This is a genomic window from Kosakonia sp. ML.JS2a, from assembly GCF_025642095.1.
Lineage (GTDB): Bacteria > Pseudomonadota > Gammaproteobacteria > Enterobacterales > Enterobacteriaceae.
In genome coordinates this window covers 2,882,452-2,907,907 of the sequence record NZ_CP106754.1, presented here as the reverse complement: position 1 = coordinate 2,907,907, position 25,456 = coordinate 2,882,452, and the positions used below count along the sequence as shown (strand labels likewise).

The 25,456-nt window shown below is 52.2% G+C and carries 21 protein-coding genes; 14 read left to right on the top strand and 7 right to left on the bottom strand.

Annotated elements, in window-relative coordinates; all coding sequences use genetic code 11:
- Positions 1-631 precede the first annotated feature (631 nt).
- Positions 632-1,066, top strand: a complete 435-nt coding sequence (gene umuD / locus N7922_RS13685) for a translesion error-prone DNA polymerase V autoproteolytic subunit (protein ID WP_263096803.1) — start codon at positions 632-634, stop codon at positions 1,064-1,066.
- 101 nt (positions 1,067-1,167) lie between these two features.
- On the opposite strand, the gene N7922_RS13680 is transcribed toward umuD, so the two are convergent.
- Complete coding sequence (locus tag N7922_RS13680; RefSeq protein WP_263096802.1) at positions 1,168-1,977, bottom strand: AraC family transcriptional regulator; 810 nt, start codon at positions 1,975-1,977, stop codon at positions 1,168-1,170.
- 77 nt (positions 1,978-2,054) lie between these two features.
- On the opposite strand from N7922_RS13680, the gene N7922_RS13675 reads away from it, so the two are divergent.
- The 4 genes from N7922_RS13675 to N7922_RS13660 all read left to right on the top strand — a co-directional run bounded on the left by N7922_RS13675 (position 2,055) and on the right by N7922_RS13660 (position 5,646).
- On the top strand, positions 2,055-4,115 hold the full coding sequence (locus N7922_RS13675) for an FUSC family protein (protein ID WP_411554138.1): 2,061 nt from the start codon (positions 2,055-2,057) through the stop codon (positions 4,113-4,115).
- On the top strand, positions 4,108-4,323 hold the full coding sequence (locus N7922_RS13670; RefSeq protein ID WP_263096801.1) for a DUF1656 domain-containing protein: 216 nt from the start codon (positions 4,108-4,110) through the stop codon (positions 4,321-4,323). Before N7922_RS13675 ends, N7922_RS13670 begins: the two co-directional genes overlap by 8 nt.
- On the top strand, positions 4,320-5,183 hold the full coding sequence (locus tag N7922_RS13665) for an HlyD family secretion protein (protein WP_263096800.1): 864 nt from the start codon (positions 4,320-4,322) through the stop codon (positions 5,181-5,183). Before N7922_RS13670 ends, N7922_RS13665 begins: the two co-directional genes overlap by 4 nt.
- A gap of 88 nt (positions 5,184-5,271) precedes the next feature.
- Positions 5,272-5,646, top strand: coding sequence for a helix-turn-helix domain-containing protein (locus N7922_RS13660; protein WP_411554277.1), 375 nt, complete (start codon positions 5,272-5,274; stop codon positions 5,644-5,646).
- A 447-nt stretch (positions 5,647-6,093) separates the two neighbouring features.
- Here the strand turns inward: N7922_RS13660 and yajD are convergent, their stop codons facing one another.
- Positions 6,094-6,441 carry an HNH nuclease YajD gene (gene yajD / locus N7922_RS13655; protein WP_263096798.1) on the bottom strand — a complete coding sequence of 116 codons (348 nt, stop codon included), beginning with the start codon at positions 6,439-6,441 and terminating at the stop codon, positions 6,094-6,096.
- 207 nt (positions 6,442-6,648) lie between these two features.
- A complete protein-coding gene (locus tag N7922_RS13650; protein WP_263096796.1) occupies positions 6,649-7,203 on the bottom strand; it encodes an NADPH-dependent FMN reductase in 555 nt (184 codons plus the stop codon).
- 111 nt (positions 7,204-7,314) lie between these two features.
- Between N7922_RS13650 and N7922_RS13645 the strand changes: the two genes are divergently transcribed.
- Positions 7,315-8,133, top strand: a complete 819-nt coding sequence (locus tag N7922_RS13645; protein ID WP_263096795.1) for an AraC family transcriptional regulator — start codon at positions 7,315-7,317, stop codon at positions 8,131-8,133.
- Here the strand turns inward: N7922_RS13645 and N7922_RS13640 are convergent.
- A complete protein-coding gene (locus N7922_RS13640) occupies positions 8,119-8,781 on the bottom strand; it encodes a TetR/AcrR family transcriptional regulator (RefSeq protein WP_263096794.1) in 663 nt (220 codons plus the stop codon). The two genes, N7922_RS13645 and N7922_RS13640, sit on opposite strands and share 15 nt — an antisense overlap.
- Before the next feature lie 202 nt (positions 8,782-8,983).
- Here N7922_RS13640 and N7922_RS13635 point away from each other — a divergent pair, with 202 nt between their 5' ends.
- The 6 genes from N7922_RS13635 to umuC all read left to right on the top strand — a co-directional run bounded on the left by N7922_RS13635 (position 8,984) and on the right by umuC (position 17,179).
- Complete coding sequence (locus N7922_RS13635; protein ID WP_263096793.1) at positions 8,984-9,607, top strand: nitroreductase family protein; 624 nt, start codon at positions 8,984-8,986, stop codon at positions 9,605-9,607.
- Between the two features lie 90 nt (positions 9,608-9,697).
- Positions 9,698-10,687 carry an efflux RND transporter periplasmic adaptor subunit gene (locus N7922_RS13630; RefSeq protein WP_263096791.1) on the top strand — a complete coding sequence of 330 codons (990 nt, stop codon included), beginning with the start codon at positions 9,698-9,700 and terminating at the stop codon, positions 10,685-10,687.
- A gap of 1 nt (position 10,688) precedes the next feature.
- Positions 10,689-11,780 carry an efflux RND transporter periplasmic adaptor subunit gene (locus N7922_RS13625; RefSeq protein WP_263096790.1) on the top strand — a complete coding sequence of 364 codons (1,092 nt, stop codon included), beginning with the start codon at positions 10,689-10,691 and terminating at the stop codon, positions 11,778-11,780.
- Positions 11,777-14,809: an efflux RND transporter permease subunit gene (locus tag N7922_RS13620; RefSeq protein WP_263096789.1), complete on the top strand. Its 3,033-nt coding sequence runs from the start codon at positions 11,777-11,779 to the stop codon at positions 14,807-14,809. The genes N7922_RS13625 and N7922_RS13620 overlap by 4 nt, the downstream gene beginning before the upstream one ends.
- A gap of 332 nt (positions 14,810-15,141) precedes the next feature.
- Positions 15,142-15,666 carry a hypothetical protein gene (locus N7922_RS13615; protein ID WP_263096788.1) on the top strand — a complete coding sequence of 175 codons (525 nt, stop codon included), beginning with the start codon at positions 15,142-15,144 and terminating at the stop codon, positions 15,664-15,666.
- Positions 15,667-15,916: 250 nt separating this feature from the next.
- A complete protein-coding gene (gene umuC, locus N7922_RS13610; protein ID WP_263096787.1) occupies positions 15,917-17,179 on the top strand; it encodes a translesion error-prone DNA polymerase V subunit UmuC in 1,263 nt (420 codons plus the stop codon).
- A 19-nt stretch (positions 17,180-17,198) separates the two neighbouring features.
- On the opposite strand, the gene N7922_RS13605 is transcribed toward umuC, so the two are convergent.
- Positions 17,199-20,306, bottom strand: coding sequence for a multidrug efflux RND transporter permease subunit (locus N7922_RS13605; protein WP_263096786.1), 3,108 nt, complete (start codon positions 20,304-20,306; stop codon positions 17,199-17,201).
- A gap of 924 nt (positions 20,307-21,230) precedes the next feature.
- Between N7922_RS13605 and N7922_RS13600 the strand changes: the two genes are divergently transcribed.
- The gene (locus tag N7922_RS13600; RefSeq protein ID WP_263096785.1) at positions 21,231-21,935 is read left to right on the top strand and encodes a response regulator; all 705 of its coding nucleotides are present in this window, start codon (positions 21,231-21,233) and stop codon (positions 21,933-21,935) included.
- A complete protein-coding gene (locus N7922_RS13595; RefSeq protein WP_263096784.1) occupies positions 21,932-23,005 on the top strand; it encodes an ATP-binding protein in 1,074 nt (357 codons plus the stop codon). The genes N7922_RS13600 and N7922_RS13595 overlap by 4 nt, the downstream gene beginning before the upstream one ends.
- A gap of 19 nt (positions 23,006-23,024) precedes the next feature.
- Here N7922_RS13595 and N7922_RS13590 read toward each other — a convergent pair whose 3' ends face one another.
- Both N7922_RS13590 and N7922_RS13585 read right to left on the bottom strand, forming a co-directional pair.
- On the bottom strand, positions 23,025-23,939 hold the full coding sequence (locus N7922_RS13590) for an ATP-grasp fold amidoligase family protein (protein WP_263096783.1): 915 nt from the start codon (positions 23,937-23,939) through the stop codon (positions 23,025-23,027).
- Between the two features lie 166 nt (positions 23,940-24,105).
- Entirely contained in the window at positions 24,106-25,296 is a 1,191-nt protein-coding gene (locus N7922_RS13585; protein WP_263096782.1) for a cytochrome P450, read from the bottom strand.
- Between the last annotated feature and the right edge of the window lie 160 nt (positions 25,297-25,456).

The following is a 25,456-nucleotide window of genomic DNA, read 5'->3' as shown; positions in this document are numbered from 1 at the left end:
AGCGCAGGGAGCGCTTCATCGTCCGGCCTGGCGCTAACCGCTGACTGACGTACGCATTACGGTGTTGGTTTTCTTATCCAGCGTATTTTGCTGCTCATCAATGGCCTGATATTTTATGACGAGAAAATTCGTAAAATAAATTAACTTGTGCTACTTCCTTCCTAAATAAACCTCACACTTACTACAGATTTTTGATAATGAGGATCTTGCCTGAAGAGAATATCCAGGCTACGCGCGGATGCCATAATAATATTTCTCATCTTCTTTGCAGGGATGACGCGACATATTCTGATACTGTAATAATATCCATGAGGTGAGGGTGGCTGTTTTTAATAAACGAGTCTGTAGGATGACAATATTGGAGCCTGCTATGCGCTGTTTACTGTCTGGTCGGCGATTCGCCTTCATAATCGTTTCTACAAGAAGGCAAATAGCCTTATCCCGCCAGACTTTGGCCGACAAGGTACAGATGTTCGACATGCCGTTGGAAATCACCTACGTACAGGAGAAACAGAGCACGTTAAATTCCTTGCGACTTCAGTCACTTCACGCGGCGCCGTTACACGTGACTTGACCCCGCCATTCTCCTCATAATACTGTATGTAAACACAGTATTATGAGGTGGGTAATCATGACCATCCTTTATGCCTATAAACAAGAAAAACGTATTGAAGTCCCTTTATTTTTAGACCGCGTTCCGTGCGGTTTTCCCAGCCCGGCACAGGACTATATTGAAGAGAGCCTGGATCTGAACAAGCTGGTCGTTAAACACCCCAGCGCCACCTACTTTGTTCGGGTCAGTGGTGATTCTATGATCGGTGCAGGCATCAGCGACGGTGATTTGCTGGTCGTCGATCGTTCGTTGACCGCTGTGCATGGCGACATCGTTGTGGCAGCCGTGGCGGGGGAGTTTACGGTGAAAGAGTTGCGGACCCGTCCATCACTTCAGCTTATGCCGCATAACGCCAATTATGCTCCTGTCACTTTCCAGTCCGAGGAAGAGCTGCAACTCTTCGGCGTGGTCACCTTTACTTTAAAAGCAAACAGACATGCTCGCGGTTGTTGATGCAAGCCAGCTCCCGGCTGGCGATAAACTCGCCCATGAGTATCCGTAGCTCAAAGCGGCCTCCGGGCGTGTTTTTGCTGCCCGCGCCGCGCCAGGAAAGGTCATGACGAATCTCCCTGGCGTGTACTTGTTTTTCGTTCGGAAAAATAGTGCGCGGGCGTACTGCCCATCGTTTTCCTGAACATGGTAATGAACGCATTAACGGACTCATACCCTAATTTAGCCGCCACGTTTTGTACCGTAACACCGCTGGCTAACTCCTGAAGTGCGATGATCAAATGAAGTTGCTGGCGCCATCGTCCAAAGGTCAGTCCCGTCTCGCGCAGCATCAATCGCGCCAGAGAACGTTCACTGAGCGCCAGCCGTTTCGCCCATTCTTTAAACGTACTGCGATCCTCCGGGTGACTGACCAGCGCATCGGCCATGGTGCGTATTTTAGGATTTCCGGAGACAGGCAAACTCAATTTCTGCTGTGGCATCGTGGCCAATTCGTCGAGCGTCACTCTGGTGAGCCTTGCAGCATGGCTCTCAGGTGGGCAATCAACTTGCTCGTGAGTCAAACGGTCAACTAACGCGTTAATCAGCGGAGAAATCGCCAGGGTGCAACATTTTTCCGGAAGTGCTACGGCTCCGGGTTCGATAAATAAATAATTGAGATGCGCGTTCCAGGTAGCCCTGGCGCTATGAGGGATGCCGCCGGGGATCCAGACGGCGCAGTGAGGCGGCACTATCCATATATCGTTTTCCGCGCGACAGATAACGGCACCATACAGCGCAATGATCAACTGCCCCTTGCGGTGGGTATGAATCGGCACTTCGGCTTCGTAATCAACGAAGTCAAGATGACGCGCAACCGCCGGGCACGACGTGGAGTCAGGATCAAACAGGGTATTCGCGAATGTGGGTTTCATATTATTGGCAACATTTAGGTATTTTTTGACAGAATAGAGTATTTAATGGCGGGCGCAAGCCGGTAATAATCCCCGGCATGAGCAAAATCAACGTCATTCACTCTCGTTCTTTGCGGGCTACAGGCGACGCGTTTCGCCGGGTGAGCCTGGCACTGACCTCATCCGTTCTGCTGAACGATGCAAATGCCTTGCTGTATTCCATCAAGAGCTTTGCCGCAGCGATGCTGGCCTATTACATCGCCTTATCGATCGGCCTTGAAAGGCCATCCTGGGCAATCATTACTGTCTATATCGTTTCGCAAACCTCGGTTGGCGCTTCACTGAGTCGATGCCTTTATCGTCTGGCCGGAACGATAATCGGCGCCGGGGCCACCGTTTTACTGGTACCCACTTTCGTGACTATGCCGATCTTATGCAGTGTGATGCTGAGCGGCTGGATCACTTTCTGCCTTTATTTGTCGCTGCTTGAACGCACGCCCCGCGCTTATGCCTTTGTTTTAGCCGGTTACACCGCGAGCCTGATTGGTTTTCCTGCTGTTCTGGATCCTGGCGCAATCTTTGATACTGCCATTACCCGGGTGCAGGAGATCGTTATTGGTATCTTCTGTGCCGCGCTTATTCACCGGTATGTTTTACCAAAACGTCTGTCCGGGCTGTTCAACAGCACGTTATCGGAGACGCTGCAGTCAGCACGACAGATACTTGCCGGTGCACTGGCAGGTCAACCTGATGAGCGTACAGGGAGCCTGCGCCTGGCACTGGCATTGCAGTCTCTGCAAGGCATAAGCCACCATATTCCCTATGACTTTGCCCTCGCGGTTCCGGTCCGGCAGGCCAGAAAAGCCATCCATGACAGGCTGGCGCGGTTGTTAATTGTGAGTTGTGAATTACGCGATCGCTTACAAATGACAAAGGCGCTTCCCGCCGACGTGCAGATCCTGTTGAGCGATGTTCAATACTGGCTTCGCTGTGACGATGAGGGGGAGCGAAAAATCATGGCCGGCGAGCTAAAACAAAGAAGTGAGCAGTTAGCCGAACGGCATGCGACCTGTGCCGTGACGCTTGAAGAGGCGTTGCAGGTGAGCTTTGTCCGTTATCTTACGGAAGCCGTGACCCTTCTGCAGCAATGCGATCGCCTTTCCGATGCCATCCATCATGCGAAACCCATGTCGGTGCAGCCGGAAGGTAAGGGCGCAAAAGGATATGTTTTTCATCGTGACAGCTTTACTGCGGCACGCGCTGCGTTAGGCGCTTTTGCGATCATTCTGAGCGGTTGTCTGGTCTGGATTTATTCGGCCTGGCCTGATGGCGGTACAGCCGTTTCTATCCTTGGGGTCTGCTGCACACTGTTTGGCAGCTTCGATACGCCAGCCCCGCATATTGTGAAATACATTATAGGTTCCGTCTGGGGCGTGGCCATCAGCCTGCTCTACAGCTTTGTTTTTCTTCCGCAGGTTAGCGATTTCCCTGTGCTGGTTGCGGTACTGGCACCGGCATATTTGCTGGCCGGATCGCTCCAGGCTCGGCCACCCACCACCTTTATGGCCATGGGGATCACGCTGACCTTGCCTGTGCTGTGTGAGTTAGGTCCCCATTACAGCGGCGACTTCGCGGCGGCTGTCAATACCGCCATCGCGCTCTTTTCCGCAACCGGCTTTGCGGTGGTCAGTATGCGTTTACTGCAAACGGTGCAGGCAGACGCGGCCATCAATCGCTTGCTGGATATATGTCGGCGCGATATCCGGCGCAGCGTGAAAGGCGTATTTACACCAGACGAAGCACACTGGACCAATTTGATGATAGACCGGGCGGCGTTATTACTGCCGCGTTTGCCACGCAGCCAGCAGTCAGCAGGACAGGTGCTTAATCATCTGTTGCACTCTCTGCGTATTGGCCTCTCTGTTATGCACTTACGCCGTTGCTATCCACTGGCGGGGCGTGCAATGGCCAGGGATATTAATGAGGTACTTTCTTTGCTTACCCGGACGACAGACCCCCGCGCCTTGCGCCAGCGTATCGTCGCAATGATTGATGTCTCTTTGTCTACAACGCATGAGCCATCGCGCCAGATGGTTGACAGGCTGGTTGATCTCTATTGCGCATTGAGAGAGCAGGATAGGGAGCAACCCCATGATTAATGACATTAATATCGGGGGTGTCTACTTCCCGGGGCTGCTGATCGTCGCGCTTGTGACCCTGGTCTGCATCCTGTTATTCGTGCCGCTTTTCTCTTTCAGCAGGCTCTACCGCTGTTTACCTTGTCGCCCGCTGATGGGGCTCTCTGTCTGTATCGTTACTTTTTTTCTGCTCTTGCAGGGGCTGAATGCGTTGGGGTTATTAACATGAAATCTGTTCTGTCTCTATTGAGTCGCTATGCGCTGACGTTAAGTGCAGTCGTGGTGGCAACTCTTCTGGCTTTTATGCTGTGGAAACACTATGCGCAGACACCCTGGACCCGCGATGGCCGGGTTCGTGCTGATGTGGTGCAGATTGCGCCAGATGTTTCCGGGCCGGTCATCCATGTGGCGGTCCGCGATAACCAATGGGTTAACCGTGGCGATGTGCTCTATTCAATCGATCCACACTGGCTGACGCTGGCAGTGTCCAGCGCACAGGCTGACGTTGACGCGAAACGTCATGAGATGGTTATGCGCCAGGATGCGGCAACAAGACGCACCCGGATCAAGGGCGTGATTTCCGGCGAGGATTTACAGCAAACAGACAGCGCAGCAAACATCGCAACGGCAAATTATCATGGCGCGCTGGCTGCGTTGGAACTGGCGAAACTTAACTTATCCCATGCCATCGTGCGGGCGCCGGTAGCGGGTTATATCACCCATCTCAGACTCCGCCCGGGCGACTATGCCACCGCCGGGGTGACAAAAGTCGCCATCGTTGATGCCCACAGTTTCTGGGTGGTGGGGTATTTTGAAGAGACAAAACTGCGCCATATCCGCGTAGGAAATACCGCGCACATTGCGCTGATGGGATTTGAACCCACCCTGACGGGGCATGTTGAGAGTATCGGGCATGGGATCGGTGACAATAATGACGAGACGGGCGGGCTTGGTTTACCCGAGGTGGAGCCGACATTTAATTGGGTGCGACTTGCGCAGCGCATCCCGGTACGCATTCACATTGATACCTTACCTGCGGGGATTGAGCTGGTAGCGGGATTATCTGCGACGGTGTCCGTCACGCCATAAGGGTAAATACCCACCTTGTTGAAAATATATCGAAAGCGTGGCCTGAATTATCACTGCTAACGCAGGTATTCCTCAGCACGAAGTTGAGATTAACGCTATGAAAAACAAAAAAGAGTTTATAAGAAGCTTGATTGTATGGATAAATAATAATATTGAGTCACCCATGAAAATTGATAATGTTGCCATTAAGTCAGGGTATTCAAAATGGCACTTACAGCGACTCTTTTTTGCCGAAACCGGGCAGAAACTGGGTCAGTACATTAGAGATCGAAAACTCCAGTTGATTGCCGATGAACTTATCACATCTAATGAGCCTTTAATAAATCTTGCGATGAAATTTGGTTTTGACTCTCAGCAATCGCTGACCAGAGCTTTTCACAAAAAATACCAACTTCCCCCGCAAAAATACCGCAAGACGTTTTGCCTTCAGCACGAACAGCAGACATCAGGGGGAGCACCGTAACTAATTAGCGAAATCAGTGATGAACTCAACACGGCACGACGTAATCGCCTGACATACCAAGTAAACCATGATGAAAACGCACTTCAGGCCAATAACGTCGCCATTGAAAAAATGGATCAAAAAGCAGAGAGCGGCCAGACCTTTACCTGGGGCAGTGATGCGCGTGTGTTGTTTGATGAGTTGCGCAGCTCGTTTCCGTATTCAGACTCGGCTCAGAGACCGACAAGCAGAAACATCAATCAGCAACGCATAAAAACAGAGGTCATCTGAGACCTGTCGCTTCAACAGGCAATGGGGCTGACTGGGCATCGTTCTGACACGCATCCTGTCCAGAAAGTGCTCTCCTGCTGAGGGAGAGCACGGCTTTTGATGTGTTAAAGGGATAAGGCCATTTATCGCAGTCTGGAGACCAGACCGCGTGACAACGAAGCGAAGTATTTGCTGGCGCTATTTCTTTTTAGTCAGCATCGACTTTAAATCAGCAAAGGGATTATAGGTTGCTGCACCCACATCGTTTTGCGCGTCTTCCCCCGCCACAACGGTGGTACCGTACTGCTCGGCTTCCGTGTACTTCGCGTGTTCGTGGTCATGGCAATACAGGCACAATAACTCCCAGTTACTGCCGTCTTCCGGGTTATTGGTATGGTCGTGATCGATATGGTGAACCGTTAATTCACGCAGGTTTGAATAAACAAACTCCCGTGAGCAACGTCCACACACCCATGGGTAGATTTTGAGGGCCTTCTCGCGGTAACCGCTTTCCAGCCGCGAGTAGTTTTTGGGGATCAACGCCATTGCCAGTACCACCTGTGATAAAGAGATAATATTGACAATATTATCCCATGCAGGGGACAGAAAGAGACAGTTTATCGTCGAACATTCTTTTTGCTCATCACTGCCTTGCTCATACTGCGAGCGGATGTGGCAAATACCCCAGTCTGTTAACCCATGCGGGCAAATCATGCCCGGCAGGCCTCTTCGTCAGTATACCCCGACGATGTGTTACTGCCGGAACAACGACCATGCTTCATTGACGGCTCTCTTGACCAAATCGTTATATTTTTCTAACTGAACGTCGCAACACGCGATCTGCCCTTGATCGTCAAACGTAAGCTCCGACAGTTTAATTTCCACAGCAGTGCTCAATGGGCGCATATGTATCCCTTCCAGGACGTCTTTGAACTGTGCAGCAGCCTTACCCCCACCTCTGTTGGCATAGCTGATCATCAGGGCTGGTTTATCTTTCCATTCGTTATAGAGATGGTCTATCGCATTTTTTAAAGCCGCCGGATATCCCCAATTATATTGAGGAAAAACAAAGACAAACATATCACCTTCGGCGATTTTCTCGCTCCAGAGCTTGGTATGTGGTTTGAGGTATTTTCCGGTTGCAGGCAGGTGTGGTTCATCATCCATTGGCAGGTGCCATAATGATAAATCAACAATTTCAGCACTCACGTTTGTGCCAGCATTCTGAATGTTGTTATACGCCCAGTGAGCGATTTGCGGTCCAATACGTCCTTGCCGGACGCTGCCAATGATGATCTTTATATTCATCGTTACCCTCAGAAAATGTTTATGTCACAGATAGTTAAGATGGTTTTAGTGACATTTTATCGCCGCACAAAACGCATCAGTTTTCATACAGCGTAGTTTCTGATAAAAAATATGAATATTCTTTTGAGATTCGGACATTTTTGTTCGTTAATCCGCCAGGTATCCCCTATGAACGCGCCCGACGCTCCCCCTTTGTATGCATCAATTCGTGCCCACCCGGCCGGTGATGACGTGTTATTTCACCACCATGATGAGTTTCAGCTTACTGTGGCGGTAACGGGAACGGCCCGGATCCAAACTGAAACAGGATGGTGGCTTGCGATGCCTGGTACCGCCGTACTGATTGCCCCTGGCGTGCTTCATCGGGCTATTTATCCCCGCCAGACCGAACTGGTGAATCTCCGTTTCATGTCCGACGACGAAACGGGCATTTTCCCACCGGCAGAAATGTTCAATGTGTCGGGTCTGATGATGGCGCTGGTGCAGGAGGCCCGGAAGATAACGGACCTGCGTTATTGCGAGGAAGAGTCAGATCTCATCCGTCGATTGCTGCTTTGGCAACTGAAAAAAAATACGCTAAAAACCGACATGTTCATACCGGAAGGCCGGGATAAAAGGCTGCGCAGCATCACCACGCATCTGCGAAATGATCCTGGCTGCACGCAGACGCTGGCGCAGTTATCTGCTCAGGCGCACGCCAGCCAGAGAACACTATCCCGTCTTTTTGCAGAAGAGACGGGGATGTCATTTATTCGCTGGCGGGAAAGGCTGAGGACCATGGTCGCGATAGAAAAGATGAGCGCGGGGCAAACCATTCTGGGCGTTGCGCTGGACCTGGGCTACCAGAGCGCCAGCAGTTTTACCACCGCCTTTACCCGGCTGACGGGCATGCCGCCCAGGCAATACATGAAATTGTTAGTGCTGGATTAAGTTACTGGCTTCAGAATTTAATATTGCCAGCGTACCGCTTCGCGACAAATAGTTTTCAAACAGGGTGACGATCTCCGTCACGAGGCGCTGTTGTTCCAGCAAATCAGGGCGGTCAGCCGTAACCGTATGGACGATGGCATGCAGTGCAACCCCCATCAGATAGACAGAAAGTTCCGGGTCGGGCACATTGGCCATGAATGGCTTAAGTGCTTCGGAAAACAGCATGTGCAGCTTTTGCTTATCATCATTGATATGCCTTACCGAGCCAGGTAACTCTTCGTGAATGGCTTTATGCATTGCGGGGGCGATGCGATGTTCGGTGATAATCCCTTCAACAATCAGCAGCAGTGCGTCCCTGAGCGAACGCTGTTGCGGCAAAATCTCTAATGTTTGCAACAACTCTGTCTGTGTGGCAGCGGCGTGCCTGCGCTGCAGTTCAGCGATAATCGCCTCTTTATTCGGAAAAAATTGATACAGCGAGCCAATATTGACGCCGGCTTTTTCTGCAATGGCGTTAGTCGTCAGCCCCTCCCATCCTACCTTCGTCAAAATGTAAGTCGCTGACTGCATAATGGCTTCAACTGTCGCTCGGGAACGCGCTTGTGCGGGACGTTTCCTGGGGTTAACGGACGTTTTTCTTTTGCTCAAAGCGGCTCCGGAACGTGAGTTTCTAAAAAATAAGTTTTAACTTACGATTTGCCGGGTGAATGCACAAGCGCATTCTTATCTTCGGAGCCGTTTCAACATGACAACACATAACCCTTTAGACAACTGGGAATGCTTTCAGGCTGTCAATCAGTACCGCAGAGCAATCCGCAAATTTAACTCTCTCCCGATCCCTGAAACTGACATGCATGAATTGCTGGCTGCGGCTGCATATGCCCCTTCCAGTGGGAACATGCAACCTTACCAGTTGCACTGGATCCGTGACCCTGCGTTGAAAGCCAGCATGGCTGCTGTCTGCAATGGTCAGAAAGCAGCCGCAACCGCCGCAGACTTAGTCGTCATTGTCGCGAGCCCTGCATTAGGGTTACGCACAGCTCATGCTCAGCTTGAACATGTTGAAAGCTCCGCCGCATTAGGGCCGGACTCGAAAGCTTATTACCGTAAGCAGGTTGGCATGTTTAAGAAAATCCTCGGGCCAGGCTCCTCCGCATTATGGTCACCGCTGGTATGTCTCGCCTCGCTGTTCCGGCCCGCATTGTCTCTTATCCCTGTTGGCCATATCGGTAGCCGCCAGTGGGCAGCCCGTAATGGCATTTTTGCCGCTCAAACGTTGATGCTTGGCGCGGCTGCCAAAGGCATCGATTCCTGTCCGATGGAAGGTTTTTCCGCATCGAAAGTTGCTTCGCTGCTGAAACTACCGCGCGGATCGGTCATCCCGCTGGTTATTGCGCTTGGATACCGTGCTGAAAACGCAAGGGTAGAAGCAAGGTGGCGCCGCCCGATCTCCGACATCGTGATTTCTCATTGAAGACGCGGGGGCAGCATGGCACGGCCTTGGGTACTGATTTCAGGATTAGCCTGGATAGCGCTTAGCGGATGTGATGGACAAAAGAAAACAATGACACCGCCCCCTCAGCCGGTTAACGCGATCCAGTTACAAATGACCCACTTCCGGAACGTGGCGGTTATATCAGGCGAAGTGGCTCCCCGTTTTCAGATTAACCTGGGATTCAGAACGGACGGCAGGGTGGTTGAACGGCGGGTTGATGTCGGTAGCCATGTTAAGAAAGGGCAAATCCTTGCCCGTCTCGATAATGTCAAAAAAAGGGCGGATCTCGAGGCGGCGCAGGCTACGCTGCAATCAGCGCAGGCCACCCTTCAGCTAAAACAGAATATTTTTAACCGCGATCAAACGCTGCTGAAGACACATGTTATTGCTCAGGTTGAATGGGATCAGGCGCGGGAGGCGTTAAGTCGCGCACAGGCAGACGCAGACAGCGCTCTGGCGGCATTGAATACAGCCAAAGACGCCCTGACGTATACCGATCTCCAGGCGGATGCTGACGGCGTCATCATTTCGCGGCAACTTGAGACGGGACAGACGGTCGCTGCTGCACAAACCGTATTGACGCTGGCGCAGGAGGGGCCTCTCGACGCGGTCTTCAGGGTTCCGGAGAGCCATTTACTGAATGAACGGCCGGGCGATGAAGTCAGTGTCAGTTTGCTCCCGGAGGGGGATGCATGCCTCGCAACGGTTCGCGAAGTGGCGCCAATACTGGATGAAAACAACAGTACCGTGCGCTTAAAGGCGACATTGCCCTCATCCGCACAGTGGGCGATCGGAACGCCGATCGCAGGCCACTTTGCGGCAAAAGAGCAGGCGGTGATGTTATTGCCGCCCGGCGCGCTCACTTCCCGACAAGGGCATCCTGCGGTATGGGTGATGGATGCAGATAACGGGTCAGTCTCCCTGCATGACGTTACGGTAGCACGTTATCGCGTTCAGGATGTTGTGGTCACGGCGGGAATTGAACCGGGCATGTGGGTGGTCACTGATGGCGGAAAGTTTCTGAGAACGGGACAGCGCGTAATCCGGGAGCTGAATTGAAATGAAACGACAGCAATGGTTCAACGGCCCGCTGGCAATCATGCTGGTTTTGACGGCAGGGTGTGATGACAAAACGACCCGGCCACCCGCGCCGCGTTACGTTCTCTCCGCAACGGCGCTGACGGAGTCCGCCAGCGGTTTGAGCCTGGCAGGGACGGTGCAACCGAGGTTCACCTCGCCTTTATCCTTCCAGACCGGCGGACGCATTATCTCCCGTCATGTGGAGATCGGCGATGCAGTCGTCACCGGACAAGTGCTGGCGCAGCTCGATCCCCTCGCACTGGCATTCTCGGTGCAAAGCGCGCAGGCCAGCGTGCAGGAAAGCCTGGCAACACTACGAACAGCCCGGCTAACGGCAAAACGGCAGCGCACGCTGGCAGTGGAACAGCTCGCCAGTATGGAGGAACGTGACGTGGCCGAACAGGCGCTGGCAGCGGCGAAGGAAGCGGTAAGAGAAGCCCAGTCGAGGCTCCTGAAGGCCACCGAACAGATGAAGGATGCCGATCTGAAAGCCCCTTTCAACGGCGTTATTACATCCGTATCTCTCGAGTCAGGACAGACGGTAAGTGCGGGTCAGACGGTATTACAACTTGCGGATTTAGACCTGCGCGATGCCGTCTTCGATGTCCCTGAAGATCAACTGACAAAACTCCGCTTGGGCCAACAGTTTGTGGTGACCCTACAGATGGATCCCTCTGTGAAATGGACGGGAGAACTGAGGGAGATCAGCCCGGCTACGGATACCGTTACGCGTCTGCGTCGGGTGAAAATTGCCTTACATGATGCTCCAGCGTCATTGCGCATTGGCGCTGTGGTGACGCTGGTCTCTTCCGTTTTCCCGCCTGAAACGGGTCACACGATATTCATTCCCTCCACGGCCATTCTCGAACGACAGAACGCCAGCTTTGTCTGGGTGATCGATCCATCAAGCATGACGGTTGAGCTGCGAAAAATTCAGGTCGCAGCCTCACCACAGAAGGAGAGGGTCCAGGTGGTCAGTGGACTGATAGAGGGGGAAAACGTTGTCACCGCCGGGGTTAACAGTTTGCAACCCGGGCAAAAAATCCGCATGCAGAGGACGTCTGTGCTGTGAACACATTTAACCTTTCGGACTGGGCGCTGAAACATCGCTCTCTGGTCTGGTATTTCATTATCATCTCCGCCGTGGTGGGTTTCTTTTCATATCAGGGATTAGGGCGAGAAGAGGATCCACAATTTACGATTAAAACCATGGTAATCCAGGCGCAATGGCCCGGTGCGACTGCAGAGGAAATGACAAAACAGGTAACCGAACGGATTGAGAAAAAGTTGCAGGAGATCGACAGTCTGGATCATACCCGCAGTCAGACTACGGCCGGGCAAACCGTTATCTTCGTTGATCTGAAGGAAAATACCCCCGCGAAAGATGTCCGTGCGGTATGGCAGCGGGTTCGCAATATGATGGGCGATATTCAGGGCGACTTCCCGTCAGGGATACAAGGCCCTTTTTTTAATGACCGTTTTGATGATGTGTTCGGCAATATCTATGCGTTTACCAGCGACGGGATCAGCCATCGTCAGCTACGTGACTATGTCAATGATGTGCAGAAGCGTGTTCTGGCGCTCCCGAATGTCGGAAAAGTTGACATACTCGGCGCGCAGGACGAAGCCATCTATCTTGAGTTTAACGCACGCAAAAGCGCCGAACTTGGCGTGAGCCGGAGTGATGTCGTTTCGGCGCTTCAGGCTCAAAACGCGGTCACGGAATCCGGCTTTATCGACGCCGGACAGGATCGTATTGCATTACGGGTCAATGGCGGTTTTGTCTCTGAGAAAAACCTGCGGCAAATTAACTTATATATCAATAACCGTTTTTATCCGTTAACTGACCTGGTTAACGTCACTCGCGGGTATGTTGACCCACCGACAACCGCATTTCGATTCGACGGAAAACCAGCGATTGCGCTGGCGGTGGGGATCCGTTCCGGCAGCAATTTGTTGACGTTCGGCCATGCACTCGACACGTTGATGGATACGATAAAGCACGAGCTGCCGGTCGGGGTATCGGTCGCTAAAGTCTCGGATCAGCCGTCCGTGGTAAAAGAGGCCATCTCCGGTTTTACCCGCGCCCTGTTTGAGGCGGTGGTCATTGTTTTGGCTATCAGTTTTATAAGCCTCGGTATTCGGGCCGGTCTGGTTGTGGCGATTTCAATTCCGCTTGTGCTGGCGATAACCTTTCTCGTCATGTATTACGCGGGCATCTCATTACAACGTATCTCTCTGGGGGCATTGATCATTGCCTTAGGTCTGCTGGTGGATGACGCCATGATCGCGACGGAGATGATGGTGGCGCGTCTGGAAAAGGGGGACAGTCTCAGGAAAGCCGCCACTCATGTGTATACCTCAACCGCGTTTCCCATGCTTACGGGCACGCTGGTCACCGTCGCCAGTTTCATTCCTGTGGGTTTCAATGCCAGCAATGCCGGCGAATTCATGTTCACACTGTTTATCGTGATTGCCGTGTCATTGATTGTGTCCTGGATCGTTGCCGTGTTGATTGCCCCTCTGCTGGGCGTCGTTCTGTTACCTGAAAAGATACCCAGGAACGACGGGCATAAGCGCCGAACGGACCGATCATTTTCCCGCATTCTACGCGGTTGTCTTCGTCACCGTTGGCTGACCCTCAGTGGCGTCGGTGGGGCCTTTATCGTTTCATTACTGTGTATGTCATTGGTACAACATCAGTTTTTCCCAAGCTCTGACCGACCGGAGCTGATCATTGACTGGAATCTGCCCCAAAACAGTTCTTTTCAGGAAACGAGTCGGCAAATGGCGAAATTCGAACGGGAGAAACTGCAGCATAATCCGGATATTGATCACTGGTCGACTTATGTCGGCACGGGCGCGCCGCGGTTTATTTTATCTTTTGATGTTCAACCTGCGTCGGTGTTTTTTGGTCAGATGGTTATTGTTGCTAAAGACATTGAAACCCGCGATCGCTTACTGCACGACTACCGTACCTATCTTGCCCATACGTTCCCGGGCACGGATGCTTACGTCAAATTACTGGATATTGGTCCTCCTGTGGGGAAACCCGTTCAGTACCGGGTGGCCGGTCCGGATATTCAGACGGTAAGGGAACAGGCGCAGAGGCTGGCTTCAGTTATCGGGCAGGATCCCTCGCTGACCAACCTTGCGTTTGACTGGAACGAACCGGCGCGGGTCGTGAAGGTTAACGTGTTGCAGGATAAGGCCCGTCAGTTGGGGGTGTCGTCACAGACCATCGCGCAGGCACTTAACGGGCTGGCGAGTAGCGAGCTTGTCACTCAGATACGCGACGACATTTATCTTATCGACGTGCGTTGGCGGAGCCAGGCGAACGATCGCCACACAGTGGAAGATCTGCAGCTTGATAGCAGTAACGGTCAGCAGATACCGCTATCGTCTGTCGCCACGTTTGACTACCAGCTTGAGCAGCCCACGATTTGGCGGCGCGACCGGGCAGCCACGATCACCCTGAAAGCCGGTGTCCTTGGCGATATTCAACCTGCCACGATTGTGCAAAGGCTGGAGCCAGAAGTGACGGCATTCCGAAATAGCCTCCCGCAGGGCTACTCCGTTGAGATTGGTGGCGCAGTGGAAGGGAGCGAAAAGGCGCAGGCACCGATACTGACGGTGGTGCCCGTCATGCTGTTTGTTATCACCACACTGTTAATGATCCAGTTGCAGAGTTTTCATCGTCTGTTTTTAGTTTTTTCTGTGGCGCCGCTGGCAGTAATCGGCGTTGTAGCCGCGTTGCTGTTAAGCCATGCCCCGCTAGGATTTGTCGCGATTTTAGGCATCCTGGCGCTGATCGGTATTCTCATCCGCAACGCTGTCATCCTGGTGGTACACATCGACACGTTACGTTCAGAAGGCGTTTCACCCTGGCGGGCAGTGGTCGAGGCAACAGAACACCGGATGCGGCCAATTATGTTAACGGCTGCGGCGGCAACCCTGGCTCTGATACCTATCGCGCGGGAGATTTTCTGGGGACCAATGGCTTACGCCATGATGGGGGGGATCATCGTGGGTACCGTACTGACGCTGCTATTTTTGCCTGCACTTTATGTGACCTGGTTCAACATCCCCGCCGAGGAATAAACCACCCAAAGATGGACTCTTAGCGCATTATTTAGAACCCTTCCGGAGCTCCTCTCCGGGAGGGAAGAGCACCCGTGCAGGGCCGCCCATGACGTAATGCCCACTTCTTTTCACACGGTCTTTTGGTGCCTGGATTATGTCTGCCTGCCATCTGTGGCGTTAAAAAAACGCTTGAGCTCATTACCGGGAGCAGGTCAGTGTCACCACCGAAACAGCAAATAACCGTTATCACCACAAACAGAAAATGGACGCTAATCTACCCGTTTTTCATCGCATCAGTGTGCATTGTCATTATTAAAATGAAGGGGGCTTATTAACTGAAGGAGTAGAAAATGGCTATTCAAGGAATTGGAAGTACTGCCTCGCTATGGAACACCGTTAGCAGGAAAACGGAGCAGCAACAGGATTTCAAAAGTCTGATGGCAAAAGCGACCGAAACCGTGAACGCTTCATCGGCAGACAAGGCGCAAGCATCTACCAGCAGCAATACCGCGACGCAATCGAGAACGGCAGTACAGGAAGATATTTTACGCTATGCACGGGCCGATGCTCAGGATGCGGCGCGACTCGCTCATGATATGGCGTATAGTCGCAGCGATATCTGCTATGACCTGAGTGAGTCAATCAAGACCAACAGGATGGAAGATATCAAACTCGCCTCCACTGGCGAAAAGGTTGGCGATGATTACAAGCGTCAGTTTTACCAGAACGCATTGCACGTCGATGCGCAGCGGATGCAGATTTACAATACTGAGAAGGCAAAAGGCACCGACCCGGTCACTATCCTGAGCAAAATGATTGATTTCACGAACTCGCAATCAAAGGACTACCTTGCCGCGACGGGATGGCTCGCATAATTAAAGACAGTGCCCAAAAGCCAGTTATCGTGACTGGCTTTTTTGTTACCGCAGCCATAAATTGAACGCGTTAACCCCCGCGTCTTACTCTGGTTTTCTGATGGCGTTGCCGTTGGCTGATTTTTACCAGCCGTTAAATTTCCTCAAACTTCAATACGATCGCACCGCCATCTTTTGATGCGCTTGATTTGTCCATGCATTGCAATGATACTGTTTTTATATACAGTATTATTGCGAGTTAAACACAGCCATGTTCGCGCTTGTTGATGTAAACAACTTCTATGCCTCCTGCGAGACGGTTTTTCGGCCCGATCTTCGGGGAAAACCCGTTGTTGTCGTGTCGAACAATGATGGATGCATTATTTCGCGCTCGGCGGAAGCAAAGGCGCTGGGCATCAACATGACGGCGCCTTACTTTAAAATTAAGGACGAGTTACATCGCAACCAGGTGGCTGTTTTTAGTTCGAATTACGCACTTTATGGTGACCTCAGCAACCGCGTGATGATGACATTAGAAGAAATGGTTCCCGCGGTTGAACTCTACTCCATTGATGAAGCGTTTGTGGATTTGTCCGGTATCGCGAGCTATATGCCGCTTGAGACGTTTGGCCGCCAGATCCGCAAACAGGTATTAAAAAACACAGGGCTGACGGTCGGTGTTGGTATTGCACCCACAAAAACGCTCGCCAAACTGGCCAATTTTGCGGCCAAAAAATGGCAGCAAACAGGCGGTGTTGTCGATCTCTCATCCCGGCATCGGCAGCGTAAATTACTCGCGCTGGTGCCGGTGCACGAAGTCTGGGGAGTGGGGCGGCGTATCAGCAAAAAACTGGCATTGATGGGCATCGACAATGCGCTGCAACTTGCCGACAGCTCGACATGGGTTATTCGTAAACACTTCAACGTGGTACTGGAGCGCACCGTCCGTGAACTTCGCGGCGAATCCTGCCTGGCATTTGATGAATTCGCCCCCGCCAAACAACAGATCATCTGTAGCCGCTCCTTTAGTCAGCGCATTACCGGGTACCGTGATATGCATCAGGCGGTGTGCGCTTATGCTGAACGTGCGGCAGAAAAACTGAGAGCAGAAAGGCAGTTCTGCTGTGCAATAGGCGTATTTATGCGCACCAGTCCGCATGCCCAAAATGAAACGTTCTACGCCCCGCAAGCCAGCGGGCGACTGACGGTTCCCTCCAACGATACCCGCGACATTATTCGTGTTGCCACTCATGCGCTGCAGGCGATCTGGAAAGAGGGTTTTCGCTATATGAAAGCGGGGGTGATGCTGAGCGACTTTTTCAGCCAGGGCGTCGCGCAGCTCAATCTATTCGATGAATACCCGCCCCGGCCCGGTAGCCATGCGCTGATGCAGGCCATTGACCGTCTGAATCATTCCGGCCGGGGTACAGTATGGTTTGCCGGGCAGGGGATCCAGCAAAGTTGGGCGATGAAACGTGAGATGCTATCGCCCCGGTATACAACACACTATCCCGATTTGCCGATTGTCAGATAACGCCGCCCGTATCGTGCTTTCACATGCGTTTTCTCCGGCGGTTTATGGCGGCAACGCCGCGCATGACAACCACATAAAATACCGGCACAAAGAAGATCGCCAGCAGCGTGCCGCTGATCATCCCGCCAAAAACACCGGTACCAATCGCGTGCTGGGTCTGCGAACTGGCCCCGGTGGCCAGCATCAGTGGTGCTACGCCAAGGGTAAACGCCAGTGAGGTCATCACAATCGGGCGTAAACGCAAGCGCGCCGCCGTGATGGTCGCCTGATGGAGGCTCATCCCGCTGGCGTGAAGCTGTCGGGCAAACTCAACAATCAGGATGGCATTTTTTGTGGAAAGGCCGATCAGAGTGATAAGCCCCACGCGGAAAAAGACATCATTGGGCATCCCGGCGATATAAACCGCAGTCACGGCGCCCGCCAGGCCCAGCGGCACCACCAGCATCACCGACAGGGGAATCGCCCAGCTTTCATACAGCGCGGCCAGCACCATAAACACGGTGAGCACGGATAGCGCCATCAGCATCGGCATCTGTAAGGCGGATGCGCGTTCCTGCAAGGAAGTGCCGGTCCACTCCATCATAAAGCCCGCAGGCAGCGTGGCAGCCAGCGTCTCCATCTCCGCCATCGCCGCGCCGCTGGCGTAACCTGCGGCAGCACTGCCGCTGATTTTGACTGCCGGATAACCCTGGTAACGGTTAAGCTGCTGCGGCGATACGCCCCAACGGGTTTTCACAAACGAGGCCAGCGGCGTCATTTCACCGCTCTTGTTGCGCACGTACAGTTTCATCAGGTCCTGTATCTGCATGCGCCAGGGCGCATCGGCCTGGACGATCACCTGCTGCACGCGCCCGTTGTCCGTATAGTCATTCACATAATTCGAACCGCTCGCCGAGGAGAGGGTCTGGTTTATCTCCTCAAAGGAAACGCCCATCGCCTCCGCTTTTTCTCGATCCACCTCCAGCTCGGCGCTGATACCTTCCGGCAGCCCGTCCAGGTAAACATCTTCAACAATATGGCTTTTGGCGGCGCGGCTAAGCAGCTGTTCGAGAGCGGCTTGCAGTGCCGGGTAGCCGTGCCCGGCACGATCCTCAAGGTAAAGTGTGAAACCGGATGAGGTTCCCATATCGGAAATCGCGGGCGGCATGATACTCATCACCGTGGCCGCCGGATCGGCGCTCATTGCCGCCTGCACCGCGTTTGCTTCTCCCTCTGCCGTTGCGCCATGTCGCTCATCCCACCCGTTGAGCACGGTAAACGCCAGTGCTGTATTTGGCCCCGAGCCGGAAAAACTGAAACCGAATATGGAAAGGTTGCTCTGAATGCTTCCCCGCCCGGCGACAAGCGACTCGTAACGGCGCATCACCTCCTGTGTACGCGCCTGGGTCGCATCGGAAGGGAGCTGCACGGAGGTGATAAAGTACCCCTGATCCTCATCGGGAATAAAAGCGGAAGGCAGTTCACGAAGCGCCAGAAAAAGGACGCCGCATAAGACCGCATACAGCGCCATCATGCGGCCTGAGCGCGTTATCGTACGGCGGAGAGCGGACGCATAGCGAAGAGAGAGCCGGTTGAAGTGGCGGTTAAACCACCCGCTAAACCCTTTTTCCCGCTCACGCTGATGGCTGACCGGCTTAAGCAGTGACGCGCACAGCGCTGGCGTCAGGGTCAGGGCAAGAAAGGCCGACAGCAGAATAGACACCGCCATCGACAGCGTAAACTGGCGGTAGATCACCCCCACCGAGCCACTGGCAAAACCCATCGGGATAAACACAGCGGTAAGCACCAGCGTAATGCCAATAACGGCCGGGGTGATTTCACGCATCGCCTGCTGCGTCGCTTCCCGTGGCGCAAACCCTTTTTCCGCCATCAGCCGCTCGACGTTTTCGACCACCACAATGGCATCATCCACAATAATGCCAATGGCCAACACCATGCCGAACATGGTGAGAACGTTGATGGAGAAGCCGCTGAGCAGCATCACGGTAAAGGTTCCCAGCAGCGCAACCGGCGCCACAATGGCGGGAATAAAGGTGTAGCGCAGGTTCTGCAGAAACAGCAGCATCACCAGAAACACCAACACCATGGCCTCAAAAAAGGTATGAACCACTTTTTCAATCGACAGTTTTACAAAAGGCGCGGTGTCAAAAGGCACGGAGAACTGCATCCCTTCAGGGAGCACGGTGGATAAGGTTGCAAGACGATCCCGGATGCCAGCCGCCGTGTTAACGGCATTCGCGCCTGTCGCCAGTTGGATAGCCGCGGCTGTTGCCGGATGGCCATTTTCCCGGATGGCGAACGCATAGCTTTGTAAGCCGCGTTCAATACGTGCAACGTCGCCGAGCCGGACGCGTGACCCGTCGCTATTAGCCCGCAGCGTGATGTTCCGGAAAGCCTCAACGGAGGTGAGCTGGCCGCGCACCCTTAATGGATAAGTCACCGGCTGACCGGGCAGGGCGGGTTCACTGCCCACGCTTCCGGGCGCTATCTGCATGTTTTGCTGATTTAACGCCAGCGTGATGTCGCTGAAGGAGAGGCGATAAGCGAAAAGTTTGACCGGATCGACCCAGATACGCATCGCCTTTTCAGCGCCGAAAAGTTGTACCTTTCCGACACCGGGAACCCGACGCAACTCCTCCAGTACGTTGCGGGCGAAATAATCACTGAGATCGGCCTCCTGATACTCTCCGGAAGGCGATTTCAGGCCCACCATCATCAGAAAACCCGGGTTAGCGGCCTCCGTGCTGATGCCATTTTGTCGCACGGCTTGCGGCAGACGCGGCTCAACGGCTTTTATCTGGTTCTGCACATCCATTTGCGCCAGTTTAATGTCAGTGCCGGGTTTAAACGTCACCGTGATGGATGCCATTCCGGACACATCGGTGGTTGACTCAAAATAGAGCAGATGATCCACCGACGAAATTTCACGTTCGAGCAGGGATATCACTGAATCATTCATGGTTTGCGGCGTAGCGCCAGGGTAGCTTACAGAAATGATAATACTGGGCGGGGCCACGGAGGGATATTGCGCCACGGGTAATTGAGGGATCGCCAGAATCCCGCCGAGGGTAATGAAAAACGCAATCACCCAGGCGAAAACCGGGCGTTTAATAAAGAAGTCAGACATTAATCGATATCCAATCCAACGCGTAAATAACGTCTACTCATCCAGGTTGATTCAACGCGCAGGTTAGCGCCAATATAACCTGAAAACAAAATACAATGGTGTTATTCCTAAAAAAACGACGATAAAACATTCATAATAAAATATAAAATCGCAGGTCGTCGGGTATGAACATATCAATATGTTGAAAAGAACAATCAGGTAAATAAAAAACAGACCTAATACCGTAATAATGGTACATAACTCGCGGAAGATGCCATCCTTTCTTTGCAGCAAAATTAACGTGCAGGTCAGCAAAATGCCCACGTAGGTTAACGGTGACGCCAGCATTGTCCATTTGACCCTCTCGCCAATTGAGTGCATCAGAACCAGCCAGCCATAGAGCATTGACCAGGTGCCTGCCAGGAAAAAAAACAGCGAAATGATCTTTTCTGAAGAAAAGAGTGATGCGGTAAAAAATTTCGCCACAGTTATTACATCCAAATAGCATTGCGATGAAAGCGTATTATCGTATGGCTGTATGTAATGATAATTGATTGAGTGTGGAGGAAGTGTGGAGCGCCATTCTGAACCTGCGTTTTTATGAAAGAGATCGAAGGCTGTTGTTTTTATGAAATGAACAATGGACAATGCCAAAGCGCATATTTTATGGATAAGTCATTTTTTTTAGCACCGCGAAGAAACTTTTTAGTTAAAAAAACGTCTCATGCAAATTATAACGATTTTTACCTTGTTAATCCTGCCGGATTACGCTCGAAGGTGAGTTAAAAACGAACAAAAATTTATTGATGCGACGCGGGTGAACATTATCTGCAATGACGACGTTTACGCATTTGAAGCCCTTAAAAATGATGAGAAAAAAACGTTTTTATTTTTTGTGAACGCACATTAAACCCATAACGCGGATTGGTACGAGACGGAGGTCATATGAACCATGAGAAAATTATTCTGGTCGCTGAAGATGATGATGAAATCGCTGATATTTTAGTGAGTTATATTCACCGGGCAGGGATGAAAACGGTTCGCGCCGCCGACGGGGAACAGGCGCTGGAACAGTTTCGATTACGCAAACCCGATCTGGTGTTGCTGGACATTCAACTCCCGCTGGTCGATGGCTGGCGCGTACTGTCGACGTTACGGAGGGAAAGCAACATCCCGGTGATTATGGTTACCGCGCTCGATCAGGATGTCGATAAATTGATGGGGTTAAGGCTGGGAGCCGATGATTATGTGGTGAAACCGTTTAATCCCGCTGAAGTGGTCGCCCGGATAGAAGCCGTGCTGCGTCGCGCCAACGTCAGCGCGGAGAACAGTTATCAAAAGCCGATCCGCACCCCGCACTTAACGATTTATCCGGAAGATTTTTATGTGGAAATCACCACCGAAGGGGGAATCGTCACGCTGGATCTGACGACAACAGAGTTCAGGTTGCTGACCTGTATGGCCAGAAACCCGAGAAAAGTGTTCTCGCGTGACGAATTGTTAAGCTCCTGCCTGCCGGAGGGCGATGCGCTTGACCGGACCGTTGACAGCCACATCAGTAAGCTGCGCAAAAAGCTGGAAAACTGCGGATTAAAAGGCACGCCAGAAAGCATCCGCGGTATCGGTTACCGACTGGGTGAAAACAAATGAATAAAGATCAGGCCCTCAGCCGACAGATCCTGCTGTTTATGATCTCCCTGACGCTTATCGTGATTGCGATAACCATCATGGGATCCTATTTTTTCTATGCTTTTATTATTGATTATATTCCGGGAGGCACGCTCGTCGGGGACGAGGACAGCGTGACATACATTGACTGGATCTGGCTTTTCGTCGCGTCAGCCAGCAGTTTAATTGTCTCTTTTTTCTTCACCATCAGGCTATCAGCGAAAATACTCAATCCATTAAGTTCCGTTGCAACCAGCCTGCGGCGCATTGCTCAGGGCGACCTGGGGGCGAGGGCATTTTGTGCCTACTCGCATTTGGGCGAGCTTAACAACTTAGTCAATGACTTTAATGAGATGGCGGAAAAGTTACAGGCGCTTGATAGCCAGCGAAAATCCTGGAACGCCGCGATTGCACACGAGTTCCGCACCCCTGTCACCGTGTTACGAGGACGACTGCAAGGTCTGGTTGATGGCGTGTTCGAACCCAGTCCCACCTTATTCAATAATTTATTAAAACAAACGGAAGGGTTGACCAACCTGATCGACGATTTGCGGATTGTCGGTTCTTCCGGCACCACCGATTTTTCGCTGAAATTAACCGATGTTGAACTGCAAGAAACGATTCAGAACGCGATCGACGCTTTTTCGCTTGAGTTCACCCGCAATGAATTTCAAATCATCACACAGCTCCAGACGCATCACGCTGTTTGCGACCCGTTACGCATCATTCAATGTCTTACCGTGCTCTTTGATAACGCGATAAAATATGTCGCACCCAAAATCATCGTCATCAGAAATGGCATCGCGGAAGGATCGTCTTATATTCAGATCGAAGATTATGGCCCGGGTATTCCTGATGATTTCCACCGCTTCTTGTTTCAGCCCTTTCAGCGAGGTTCACGCGCGCGAAATGTTAACCCCAAAGGGTGCGGGCTGGGGTTGTCAGTGGTCAAAGCCATCATGAATGCACACGGTGGCGATGTAACCTATACCTTGCTCAATAATCATCACTCGGTGTTTACCCTCTCGTGGCCTGCAAATAAAACGAATTAATGGACTCACCCTGACAGGCTCATCTGAGCCTGTTGTCTGTTTCCGGTAATTGCCACATCTCGCCCAGTTTTACATCCCACTCGGCAGGCGTGATTTTGAGTTTTCCACGGCGTGGACTTAAGGTGATTTCGCTAAAAACGACAGCATCGCTCTGTAGCATCAGATCCACACGGCAATAATCAATGTCGCGAGCCACATCCTGCGCCGCGTCCAGCGCCTGGTAGAGTCGCGGGGGTGTGGAAACCACATAAGGCGTGTTGGGATACTCCATCTGAAATGGCTGCAGTTGCCATGCCCGGTCATAAACGTTGATATATTCATTGCCTGTACTGTCCGTTATATCGGCTTCAATAATGCTGGCAATACCATGAAAGCAATGTATCCGTAACATTTCTGGCGTGGTCTCTTTTATGCGATTAGCAAAAAGATCAATGTATGTTTCACATAATATTACCGGGGTGATGTTTTTATACTGCCATTCACGCGTGCTGTAATACATATTCTTCTTCATGGCTAATTTCAGTTTGGCCAACGCGCGGGGTTTATTCAACGCGGATTTATCCGTACAGATTACCGCGCTGCCGCTGTCATGATTGCATTTCAGCACAAACTTTTCAGGTAACAGGTTAAAGTCAATCTCCTTTACACTGCGGTAAATACCCAGCAGCGGTGCCAGAGTTAATTTGTCCGTTTTGCTATGAATATACTCCCGGACCGCCAGTTTATCCGCCAGCTGTGTATAAAGTGGATTGCGATCAAAAAGTAACCGGTGACAGATTTTCTCACTTAATGTCCTCGGATGAATTAAGTCAGGCTTTCGGTTTATCACGCGTTGCAATCGGCTGATGTGGAATGTTTTATCATCCACCATTCCCGCTCTGATTTTTTTAGCAAGGTACTCTGCATAATGACATGCATATTTTAGTCTGTTCATTGTTCCTCCTGAGAACGATGAACAGTATGCAGGGGTTTTATTATCCTGTTTTGTAGGGAGTGTGGAGCCAATATGTATTGGCCATCCGTTGTGTCTTTTTCTTTGTCGGGTAAATATCACACAGTTTTCGCTGTGAATATGCCCCTCAATTTCTGTTCGTTTATATTTACCAGGTGACAGGCAGGACGCTGACGCCGCGTAAATTTGCCCGGCGATTACGCTGGATGCCAGCCGTCACGGGCCGCATTTTCGGCAGACGGGTAAGTAACACCTCCAGCGCAACTTCCATCTCCGCCAGCGCCAACCGATAGCCCAGACAGTGGTGTAAGCCACCGCCGAAGGAGAGGCTTCGCCCTTCACGGCGACGGATATTGAGCACTTCCGGGGAGGAGAAGACCATCGGGTCATGGTTGGCGGCGCCCAGACTCAGAAACAGGCTGGCACCCTGCGGAATAATGCGCCCCTGCACCTCGATATCATCAAGCGCGATGCGGTACACCATCTGAACCGAGCTGTCATAGCGTACACATTCCGTTACCGCCGCAGGCAGCAGGGATCTGTCCTGCATCAGCAACTCCAGCTCCATAGGATTGTCATGCAGCGCCAGCACCGCGTTGCAGATCATATTGGAGGTGGTCTCATGCCCGGCAATAAACAGCAGGATGACGTTAGCGATAATTTCATCGTGCTGCAGTTTGTCGCCGTTATTTTCGCTACGTAAAAAAAGCGAGACCAGATCGCTGGCGGTGCTCCCCTGGCGCGAAACGATAAGGGCGCTGAAGTAGGCCTCAAGCACGGCGAATGCCTCTGCGGCTTTCAGCAGATCCTGCTCCGTTATCTGCGGGTCAAACACTTTCACCAGCGCCGAGGCCGCACCGCCAAGCGAGGCGGCGTCTGTCTCCGGTACGTCGAGCATCCGGCAAATAATGCGCACCGGCAGGGGAAAGGCAAATTCCTGGGCCAAATCGCAACCGTCACGCCCGGCAAAGGCATCGACCAGGTTATGCGCCACGGTAAAGGCGATTTCTCTGAGGGCGTGAATTTCTTTGCTGCTGAACGATTTCATCACCAGGCCTCTCAGCCGGGCATGCTCCGGGGGATTCAGCACAAGAAACATTCGGCTAATCCCCTGGAATACCGGCAGCGCAGTCGCGTCATCGCCAAAACGCAGCCGGACGCTTTCCATGTAGTTTTTACCGGCTCGCTTGTCGTTCAGCAGAGCTTCCACAATGGCGTGATGGCCGCTGATCATGACTTTTCCCCCGGCCTGGATCAGTGGTCCACTCTCATGGAGTTTTTTATACAGCCGAAAAGGATAATCAGAATATTCGGGGGCCATCAGTTCATGAAGTTGCATATCACCACCTCCGGAAACGTTAGGGTTAAAGCCTGTTATGTTCCCGCCCCGGCATTGTGGGGCGGATGACGCCACGCGTTGGCGCTGGCGACACCCACTATTACCAGCATGCGTTCATGAAGCGCGAATGACAGGGGGCCGATCGATACAGGTATCGCGC